This is a genomic window from Sandarakinorhabdus sp., assembly GCF_032115815.1.
Lineage (GTDB): Bacteria > Pseudomonadota > Alphaproteobacteria > Sphingomonadales > Sphingomonadaceae > Sandarakinorhabdus.
In genome coordinates, this window is the sequence record NZ_JAUMBI010000247.1 from 1 (window position 1) to 10,270 (window position 10,270).

Annotated in this window: 9 protein-coding genes and 1 tRNA gene; 2 read left to right on the plus strand and 8 right to left on the minus strand. The window is 64.5% G+C overall.

Translation table 11 applies throughout. The features are described from left to right. On the plus strand, window positions 1-348 hold a 348-nt coding region (locus RT662_RS14180), incomplete at its 5' end, for a transposase (protein ID WP_313671347.1). Between the two features lie 12 nt (window positions 349-360). Here the strand turns inward: RT662_RS14180 and RT662_RS14185 are convergent. Genes RT662_RS14185 through RT662_RS14205 form a run of 5 tightly spaced genes read right to left on the minus strand, consistent with a single transcriptional unit; the run spans window position 361 to window position 5,617 of the window. Continuing rightward, on the minus strand, window positions 361-1,224 hold the full coding sequence (locus RT662_RS14185) for a nitrilase-related carbon-nitrogen hydrolase (protein WP_313671348.1): 864 nt from the start codon (window positions 1,222-1,224) through the stop codon (window positions 361-363). Between the two features lie 45 nt (window positions 1,225-1,269). After that, window positions 1,270-2,244 (minus strand): agmatine deiminase family protein, encoded by a 975-nt coding sequence (locus RT662_RS14190; protein ID WP_313671349.1) that lies wholly within the window; start codon window positions 2,242-2,244, stop codon window positions 1,270-1,272. Further along, window positions 2,244-3,875 (minus strand): M28 family peptidase, encoded by a 1,632-nt coding sequence (locus tag RT662_RS14195; protein WP_313671350.1) that lies wholly within the window; start codon window positions 3,873-3,875, stop codon window positions 2,244-2,246. The genes RT662_RS14190 and RT662_RS14195 overlap by 1 nt, the downstream gene beginning before the upstream one ends. Window positions 3,876-3,917: 42 nt before the next feature. Further along, window positions 3,918-4,619, minus strand: coding sequence for an RlmE family RNA methyltransferase (locus RT662_RS14200; protein ID WP_313671351.1), 702 nt, complete (start codon window positions 4,617-4,619; stop codon window positions 3,918-3,920). Continuing rightward, window positions 4,616-5,617: a Ppx/GppA phosphatase family protein gene (locus RT662_RS14205; protein ID WP_313671352.1), complete on the minus strand. Its 1,002-nt coding sequence runs from the start codon at window positions 5,615-5,617 to the stop codon at window positions 4,616-4,618. The genes RT662_RS14200 and RT662_RS14205 overlap by 4 nt, the downstream gene beginning before the upstream one ends. 272 nt (window positions 5,618-5,889) lie before the next feature. On the opposite strand from RT662_RS14205, the gene RT662_RS14210 reads away from it, so the two are divergent. Continuing rightward, window positions 5,890-5,963 (plus strand) — tRNA-Gln (locus RT662_RS14210). An 8-nt stretch (window positions 5,964-5,971) separates the two neighbouring features. Here RT662_RS14210 and RT662_RS14215 read toward each other — a convergent pair. From RT662_RS14215 to RT662_RS14225, 3 genes are all read right to left on the minus strand, one after another. Beyond that, window positions 5,972-7,033, minus strand: a complete 1,062-nt coding sequence (locus RT662_RS14215; protein ID WP_313671353.1) for a hypothetical protein — start codon at window positions 7,031-7,033, stop codon at window positions 5,972-5,974. 205 nt (window positions 7,034-7,238) lie between these two features. After that, a complete protein-coding gene (locus tag RT662_RS14220; protein ID WP_313671354.1) occupies window positions 7,239-9,272 on the minus strand; it encodes an NADPH-dependent 2,4-dienoyl-CoA reductase in 2,034 nt (677 codons plus the stop codon). Window positions 9,273-9,351: 79 nt separating this feature from the next. After that, window positions 9,352-10,270: CapA family protein (locus RT662_RS14225; RefSeq protein ID WP_313671355.1), on the minus strand; the 919-nt coding region annotated here is incomplete at its 5' end.

Consider the following 10,270-nt stretch of genomic DNA (forward strand, 5'->3'; position numbering starts at 1 on the left):
CTCGATGGCCCCATCAACCGCGATGCCTTTACCGCCTATGTGACCCAGGTCCTCGTGCCCGAGCTCTCGCCCGGCGACATCGTCATCATGGACAATCTGTCGAGCCACAAGGGGCCAGCCATCCGCGCAGCCATCGAAGCCGCCGGCGCAGACCTCTTGTTCCTGCCGCCCTACAGCCCCGACTTCAACCCGATCGAGAAGGCGTTCTCAAAGCTCAAGGCCCACCTGCGAAAGGCTGCCGAGCGCACGATCCACGGCCTGTGGGACGCCATCAGCCGCATCCTCGACCTCTACTCTCCCCAGGAATGCGCCAATTACTTCACAGCCTGCGGATACGATACAACCTGATCGAAAACCGCTCTAGATGTCCTGCGCCAGCCGACCGTAAAGCTCCGGCCGGCGATCGCGGAAAAAGCCGAACGCAGCGCGGTGACGGGCGGCGAGATCGAGGTTGAAGGTCGCCTTCACGACGCCGGGCGTCACATCATCGAGATCATCGACAATGTCGCCGCGCTGATCGCAGGCGAAGCTGGTGCCATAAAATGTCTGCGCGTGCGGTGTGCCGGCTTCTTCGGTGCCGATGCGATTGCAGGCCAGCACAGGCACCACGTTGGACACGGCATGGCCCACCATCGCCCGGCGCCACAGCCGACGCGTGTCGAGCTCCGGATCATGCGGTTCGGTGCCAATGGCGGTGGGGTAGAGCAGCACTTCGGCGCCCATCAGCATCATGGCGCGAGCGGTTTCGGGATACCATTGATCCCAGCAGATGCCGACGCCGATGACACCCTTCTTGGTGTTCCACACCTTGAAACCGGTGTTGCCGGGGCGGAAATAGAATTTTTCCTCATAGCCCGGCCCGTCAGGGATATGGCTCTTGCGATAGACGCCCATCACGTTGCCGCCATCATCGATCATGGCCAGGCTGTTGTAGTGGTGATGCCCGTCCTTCTCGAAGAAGGAACAGGGAATGTAAGTTTTCGTTTCCAGCGCCACTTCGCGCATCGCGGCGACGGCCGGATGCTTGTCCAGTGGCAGCGCATTGACGAACAGGCCTTCGTCTTCATGCCGGCAGAAATAATGGCCTTCGAACAATTCGGGCGGCAGCACGACGTCCACGCCGTCAGCGGCGGCCCGGGCAGCGGCGGCGGTCATGGCAATATCGGCATCGCGATTGCCAGAAAAGGCCAGTTGCAGGCCGGCGACGGTGATCAAACGGGTCATGTTTTCGCCCCTAGCGCACGAATGTGGCGGGCGAAAGATGCCGCCTTATTTCGGCTGCTGCTGGGTGATGCAGTGGAAGCTGCCGCCGCCGGTAAGGATATGATCAGCGCGCATACCGATCACTTCGCGGTCGGGGAAAATCGCGGCGATGGCCTTCACGGCGTCGTCATCGCTGGCAGTGCCATACAGCGGCACCACCACGACGGCATTGGCGATATAGAAATTCATGTGGCTGGCCGGGATGATCTCGCCATCGCGCAGCACCTTGCCCGGCGATGGGATCGGCACGATCTCCAACCCGAAATCGCGGGCGCGTTCCCAGGCGTCTTCATAGACATCCTTGTTGGGATCATCCTTGCCCGCCGCCACCGGAAGCGCCAGACGGCCGGGGCCAACGAAACGCGCCAGATTATCGACATGGCCATCGGTGTGATCGTTCAGCAGGCCGTCGCCCAGCCACAGCACCCGGTCCAGCCCAAGATCGCGGCGCAGATGGCTTTCCACTTCCACCTGATCCATCTTGGGGTTGCGATTGGGATTGAGCAAACATTGCTCGGTGGTCACCACCAGCCCAGTGCCATCCACATCGATGGCGCCGCCTTCAAGAACCCAGCCGTGTTTTGCCAGCGGCGTTTTCGTCATATCGGCAACAAAGGCGGCAACGCCCTCATCGCCGGGCAGATCATATTTGCCGCCCCAGAAATTGAAGCGGAAACCGGCCGCCGCCATGCCGTGCGGCGATTGCAGGAACAAGGGCCCGGTATCGCGCAGCCAGATATCGCCAAAGCCATAATCGTGCAGCTGCACATCCACATCACCCAGCAACGCCCGAGCAGCGGCAGCGGCAGCGGCATTTGCCACCAGCAGTTCAACGCGCTCGCCCCTGGCGATGGCCCGCACCATGGCTGCGACTTCTTCCTGTGCCGGGGCCAGATCATCCTCCCACAGCTCAGCATGGGAGGGAAAGGCAGTCCAGGTTGCAGCGTGCGGCGCCCACTCGGCGGGCTGGCGGGCAGTCATTACTTCACTCCTGCGCGACTTTGGTCGCGGATCGTGCGGAATTCGCTGTCGGGCAGCCAGTTCGGCCAGTTGCGGCCATTGGCCAGTGTGCGGGCGAAATCGGCAAACAGCGTCAGATCCTGCACTGCGCCGCCCCAATCCCAATTGGGATCATATTCGTCGGATGGCTGGTGATAACGGTTATCGACAAAATCCTTCGCCGCCGCTTCCGCTGCGCCCGGTGGCTTGCCGATCAGTTCGCCGCCGCCGATCGCCATCAGCATCGGCACGCCCTGGCGGGCCAGGCTGAAATGGTCGGACCGGAAATAGCGGCCCTTTTCCGGCGAAGCTTCCGGCACCAGCCGGCGCCCCTGCGCGGCCGCCAGCCGGGTCGCAAGTGCCTCCAGTTCCGATTGGCCGGCGCCGGTGATGGTGAAGCCATCAAGCGCGCCATTCATCGACAGCACGTCCATATTGACGCCGCCCACCGTCTTGCCGAGCGGGAAGATCGGATGATCGGCATACCAGGCCGAACCGTACAGACCGGCCTCCTCCAGGGTCACCGCCATGAACAACAGGCTGCGCTCGGTGCGCGGCGCCCGGGCAAAATGCCCGGCCAGGGCCAGCACCCCGGCCGTGCCCGACGCATTGTCCAGCGCGCCGTTGCAGATATCGTCACCGCTCGCATCGGCCTTGCAGCGGCCGACATGGTCCCAGTGCGCGGTCACCAGCACCACCTCGTCCGGCCGCTTCGTTCCGGGCAGCAGACCGACGACATTGTGCGAAACCGACCGTTCCACCGTGTTGTCGAGCGTCAGCGAGCCCGTCAGGCCGGTGGTCATGGCGCGGAAGTCGGGCCGGGTGGCGGCCTGTTCCAGCCAGGCCAGATCATGGCCGGCGCTGGCCAGCACACGCGCCGCGGCCTTCCGCGTGATCCAGCCCTGATACTGCAGCACCGGCTGCGCCGCGCTGCCCTGATCCAGGCCCAGCGATGGCCGCCCGACGCTGGTGCCGATCACGCCCCACGGATAGCCGGCCGGTTCATCATCATGGATGACCAGCGCCGCCGCCGCGCCCTGGCGCAGCGCTTCCTCATATTTGTAGGTGTAGCGGCCATAATAGGTGATCGCCCGGCCGTTGAACGGCCCGGCGGCCTTGCCCATCGCCGGCGTCCGCCAGTCTGGGTCGTTTACCAGCACCAGCACCGTCTTGCCGCGCACATCGACGCCGGCATAATCGTTCCAGCCCCGCTCCGGCGCGACGATGCCGTGGCCGACGAAGACGATGTCAGACGCGTTCACGCTCACCTGGCTTTGCGGCAGCCGGGTCACCACGGCCACATCGCTGTTCATCGCCAGTGCGATCGGCTCTTTTCCGCCCGCAACACGCAATTGCGCGGCCGGATCAGTGGTGATCGAAACCAGCGGCACCGGCTGCAGCCATGTCCCGTTATAGGCGGGCTTCAGGCCAATGGCGGCCATGCGCTGCGCCAGATAGGCGATGGTTTTGGCCTCACCGGGCGTGGTCGGCGCGCGGCCCTCGAACGCGTCTGACGCCAATGTTTCGACGTCGCGCTTCATCTGCGCCACATCGATTGCCGGCGCCGGGGCGGCGGCGGTCAGCAGAAGGGCGAGAGGCAGGATGAATCGCATGGCGAATGCTTGCCAGTGCGCGGCGTGCGACGCAATGTCTGCTTATTCAACAGGCTGTTGGTTGGCCTTGAACCCTTGCGCCACCACGTACCACTCGCTCGATCCCTTGCGGCTGGCCGGTGGCTTCACATGCTTCACCGTGGTGAAATGCCGTTTCAACAGCGCGGTCAACTGGCCATCGCCGCCGCCGGCCAGCACCTTGGCCAGGAAACTGCCGCCCGGCCGCAGCAGCCGCGTGGCCATGTCCAGCCCAACCTCGATCAGGCCCATGGTACGCAGATGGTCGGTCTGCTTGTGGCCCACGGTGTTGGCGGCCATGTCGCTCATCACCAGATCGGCTGGGCCACCCAGTACGCTGAGGATCAGCGCTTCGCTGTCGTCATCGGTGATGTCCTTCTGGAACAGGTCGACGCCGGCCAGCGGCTCGATGGCCAGCAGATCCATGCCCACCACCCGCGCCTTTGGCCGTTTCTGCTTCACCACCTGGCACCAGCCGCCGGGCGCGGCGCCCAAATCGACGACGCGATCAACGCCGGCCAGCAGGCCGAACTGTTCATCCAGTTCCTTCAGCTTGAAGGCGGCGCGGCTGCGATAGCCTTGGGCCTTGGCGGCAGCCACATAGGGATCGTTCAGGTGCCGTTCCAGCCAGGCCGCCGATTGCGGCGTGCGTTTGCGCGCGGTCTTCACCCGCACCTTGCCGCCACGCGACCGGCCGCCGGGGCCACTGGGTCCTGCACCACTCATTTGCCAGCCGCCCATACGCCGTCGCGCGTCATCAAGGTGCGCAAGATACCTTCGCGGATGCCGCGATCGGCCACCCGCACCTGCACGCCCGGCCAGCGGGTGAGGATGGCTTCCAGAATGGCGCAGCCGGCAACGATCAGTTCGGCGCGGTCTGGCCCCACACAAGCGATGCGGGCGCGCTCCTGAACGCTGCTGTGCCCGATCGACCGGCACAGCGCCGCCAGCGCACCCGTATCCACCGCACAGCCATCCACCCGCCGCCGGTCATAGCCGGGCAAGCCCAGTTGCACGCTGGCCAAAGTGGTGATGGTGCCGGATGTGCCCAGCAACTGAACCTCGTTCACACCGCGCGCCGCCAGTTTAGCGGCGAATCGATCTAGCCAGGGCCACATCTCGGCCAGCATCCGATCATAGGCGTCAACGCGGTCGGCAACCTGCGGCCATTGCGGTTCAGTTTCGGCCAGTGACACCACGCCCCACGGCATTGAAATCCACTCGATGATGGCCGGCGGCGCGTCGCCAATGCCCGAAGGCGCCACCAGCATCAGTTCGGTCGAACCGCCGCCGATATCGAACACCAGTGCGGGCGGGCCATCGCCATCAATCAGCACATGGCAGCCCAGCACCGCCAGACGCGCTTCTTCGGCCGCGCTGATCACATCCAGCGCGATGCCGGTTTCCTGATACACGCGCTCCACGAAGGCCAGGCCATTGCTTGCGCGCCGGCAGGCTTCGGTGGCGACATTGCGGGTGAGGCGCACATCACGGCGCGCCAGCTTTTCGGAGCAGGCTGACAATGCGGCCAGCGTGCGGTCCATCGCTGCATCGGAAAGCCGTCCCGCCTCCAGCAGCCCCTCGCCCAACCGCACCACCCGGCTATAGGCATCCACGACGGTGAAGCCATCTGGTGACGGCCTGGCGATCAGCAATCGGCAATTATTGGTGCCCAGATCAAGCGCGCCATAGGCCGGCGCGCGGCGCTGCTGGGATGGGTGCATCCGGCTTCGGGCGGCGGTGCCGCGGCGGGGGCCGTCAGCGGATTCAAGCGGGGCCGGCATCGGCAAGTCCAGTCACATTCACATACCGCCTTGACCACGCGCCCCCAAGGGACGCCGCCGCAACGGAACCTGAAAACACGCTAGCCAATTCATCGGATGATGGCAAATCATCCTCTACTTCGGCCACAGCTGTGGACACTGGCGCATTTGGACCACATCAGACGGTTGACCGTGGCCGCCCCAGTCGGTAAACGCCGGCCTTCGCTGGCTGTTGCCCTGTCGTCTAAAGGTAAGACTCCGGTCTCTGACACCGTTAATCGAGGTTCGAATCCTCGCGGGGCATCCAGCGCAGCATCAACCGGCCCGTCGGGCTGTGATCACCACAGCGATGTCATCAGGGCGCGGATTGACGAAGTCCAGCCGCGTCCGCCCGTCGGGGATCGTGCTGATCGCTGCCGGTATCGTCGAATTGGTGAGCACCCAGCCGGCTGGCAGCACGACGGCGTTGGCCGGCCGACCGAATGCGCGGTGCCATACAAGCTCGCCGTCCACGATGCGGTAGCGATCAGGATCGGTGTAGGTTTCGGCGATGCGGATGCGCTGGCTGGCCCCTGCCGCAACGGGCGGAAAGCGGAACACCACGGCGGTGGTCGCGGCGATTACGCGCGTTTCCCGGGGATCGATTGCGGTGATTGCCGCTCCGCGCACCAATTCGGTTGTCAGCGCGGCGCCCGTATCGAGGTCGCGGGCCGACGGGTTGGACACCGTGCTGCCGGCCCGAACGACGTTGACATAGGCGCCAATCCCCGGTCGTTCTTCGGTATAGTCATGGGTCAGGTCGAAACTGTGGGTTTCGGGCGGTTGCAGATAATAGACGATCTCGCGGGTTTGGGCTGCGCGTTCGCTGATCTTGGCGGCCATGCTTGATCCGGATGCAATCACGCTGCCGGGAACGGCGCGGATGACCAGCGGCATCGCCGCCGGCGTGGCATTCAGAAACGACACCGCGATGCGGCCATCAGCCTGTTGCAGCACCTGCACCGGCACATTCACCGACGCCAAACGGTAGCCTGCCGGCAGGACAACAGCATTGCGCTTGATCCCCAGAGAGCGGTCGAAAACGATGGCATCGCCGTCCGTGTAATAGCTCTTGGCGTCTTGATAGGTCTTGTCGATCCGGATGCGCCCGCCGCCGCCTTCGGGCACAGGTCGCACCAGCGTGACTGCGATATATTTGCTGTCGGGAGATGCGTTGGAGACCCCGCCGGCACGCGCAACTTCGTCGCCAACCTCGGCAAAGGCCAGTGGCGCGCCGGTCGCCAAGTCAGTCACACGCTCGTCGGTGGCGATGCTGCCGGTGCGGATGGGATTGTAATAGGCCCGGGCTCCAGCGGTCGTGGCGGTGATGTCGTACACGATACGGAACTTGTGAGACGCAGGCGCCAGCAATTCGTAGCGCGTATAGGCGCCGTCGTCGGTTTGAACCGGTGCCGCACGTGCAGCTCCCGCAACGACCACCGCCAGAAGAATGACCGCCCTTGCTGCTGCGTTCCGGAAGCCCGGCCGTGGTGATGCTTGCATGGTTTGGTTCCCCTGGCGCTGGTTGCGCCCTTTTGTGACGCTAGCTGGCCAGCGCCAGTTCCGTCGCTTCGGCAATGGCGCGCTTGGCGTCGAGCTCCGTCGCTTCGCTGGCGCCGCCGATCAGCTTTGCCGGCAACCCGCGCGCCACCAGTGCATCATACAGCGCGCGCTCAGGCTCCTGCCCCGCGCAGATGATGACCGTGTCCACCTCGAACAGCCGCTGTTCACCGTTTACCAAGGCGTGCAATCCGGCATCATCAATCTTCAGATAAGTAACCCCGCCCATCATCCGCACGCCGCGCCGCACCAGGCTCAGCCGATGGGTCCAGCCGGTGGTACGGCCCAGCGACTTGCCAGGCGCGCCGTCGCGGCGTTGCAGGATCACCACCTCACGGTCGGCCTTTTCAATCTGCGGTACCAGCCCGGTCACACCGCCGCGCGGGTGATTGACGAAATCGACGCCCCATTCGCGGCAGAAAGTCGGGATATCCACCGCAGCCGACGGCCCGGCATGCGTGATCAGCGTTGCCACATCGAACCCGATGCCGCCGGCGCCCATGATGGCGACACGGCGGCCAATCGGTCTGCGGCCCAGGATAGCGTCGATATAGGGCACCGCCTTGGGGTGATCGATGCCCGGCATGTCGGGCGTGCGCGGGCGAATGCCGGTGGCGACGATAACTTCGTCGTGGCCAGCCGCGGCGAGGCTGTCTGCATCGACGCGGGTATTGAGCTTGAGCGTGATGCCAAGTTTGTCGATCATGCGCTTGAAATAGCGCAGGGTCTCGTGGAACTCCTCCTTGCCGGGCACGCGCTTGGCAAGATTGAACTGGCCGCCGATTTCGGACGCGGCGTCATACAGCGTAATCGTGTGGCCGCGCTGCGCCGCCTCCACCGCGAAGGCGAGGCCAGCTGGCCCGGCCCCGACCACGGCCAGATCACGCACGACGCTGGCAGGCTTCACCACCATCAGCGTTTCATTGCAGGCGCGCGGGTTGACCAGGCACGAGGTTAGCTTGCCGGTGAAGGTGTGATCAAGGCAGGCCTGGTTGCAGGCGATGCAGGTGTTGATCTCGTCCTCGCGGCCTTCGAACGCCTTGTTGACCAGATCGGCATCGGCCAGCATCGGCCGCGCCATCGACACCAGATCGGCATGACCGGCGGCCAGCACCTGTTCCGCCGTTTCGGGCATGTTGATGCGGTTCGAGGTGATCATCGGCACGCCGACATGCTTGCGAATCCGCCCCGTCACTTCGGCGAAGGCCGCGCGCGGCACCATGGTGGCGATGGTCGGCACTTGCGATTCATGCCAAGTGAAATGGGTGGAGATGATGGTGGCGCCGGCGGCCTCCACCGCTTGCGCCAGCTGGATCACCTCCTCGCCCGACATGCCGCCTTCCAGCATATCCATGGCCGGGATGCGGAAGATCAGGATGAAATCATCGCCCACGGCCTCGCGCGTGCGGCGGATCACCTCCACCGGAAAGCGCATGCGGTTTGCAAAACTTCCGCCCCATTCGTCGGTGCGGGTGTTGGTTTTTTCGACCAGGAAGGTGGAGAGAAGATAGCCGGCCGAACCGATGATCTCGACGCCGTCATAACCGGCGGCTTTTGCCTGAACAGCGCAGTTGGCGAAATCGGCCAACTGCTTCTCGATCCCGTCCGCATCCAGTTCATTGGGCACAAAACGGCCGATGCGGGATCGGATGGCCGACGGCGCTACGCAGGCCGGCGTGCCGGCGAGCGGCCCCGCGTGGAGTATCTGCATGACGATCTTCACATCCGGCGCCGCGGCGTGCACCGCCTCGGTAACAATGCGGTGCTGCGCCGCTTCCTGTGGAGTCGAAAGCTTGCCGCCACCGCCGGCCTCGTGATTGGGGGCAATGCCGCCGGTGATGATCATCCCCACCCCGCCGCGCGCGCGCTCGGCGAAAAAGGCCGCCATGCGCTCGAAGCCGCCCTCGATATCTTCAAGTCCGGTGTGCATCGATCCCATCAGGATGCGATTCTTGAGACTGGTGAAGCCCAGATCGAGCGGAGAAAAGACCAGCGGATAGCGGGGATGTGCAGTCATGGTGCCAGTGTTAGCATCGGGCATCGCCTTCATCATCCTCCGCTATTCGGTTGGCCGCTCCAACAGCGCCAACCCTTGCTCATTGTGCCGGAATACGGATCACCCCGACCCCGCCTTCGATCGCGATTGTCGTGCCGTAGGGCGCGGACAAGCGCTGCAGCCGTTCGAGGATGCGCCGCGCGACAGCAGGGCTGGCGTTTCCCGGCACACCGCGCCCCGCACCGTCCACCGAAGTGCCCAGATCGATCGGGTACAACCGGATCTCGGCAACCCGGCCCTTGGCGAAGCTGCTGACGGCAACGACCGATTCAAACAACACCGGATCGGCAAATGAGCGCCCGTTGCGGGCCTGCAGCAATTCGGGCGCCGTGGCATTGGCCGGATCGACGCCAAATTGCTCGTACATGTCGGCTGGGACGTCATCCAGCGAGTTGTTCATCATCGCGAAATTGCCGAGCGAATAGAAGATCGGCTTGCCCTTGTAGATTTCGATACCGCGCAATTGGTGCGGGCCGTGACCAAGATAGATGTCCGCCCCAGCGTCGATGATCTTATGCGCGAATTCGACTGCAAACGGCGCCGGCATCGGGCTGTCATTGCCCGGTTCGTGGTTGTGCAGCGAGAAGGCGACAAAGTTCCCGTTCTGATGCGCCTGCCTGACGGAGCGCAGATTGGCAATCTCATCCGTCTTGTTGACGATATATCTGATTGCCATCGGTGATTTCGGGTCGCTCACCGGTTCATAACGCATGCCGCCAAACCGCACTGGCGCACCGGGCTTGCTGCCGGCAAGCCGTGCCAGCACCTCCATGTCTGCAGCGGCAACCTGCCCGATCCGTTCTGTGCGCAGGGCGTTCACACCGGGCCGGCCTGGCACCTCGCCGAGCGGATCGGCGGCGCGTGACATGGCGGTAAAGCTGGAACTGGCCGCAACCAGTGCGATGCGTCCAGCAGGGACATCAAGATAACGCGGCGCGCGGGCCGCCGCCAGGTTGCGG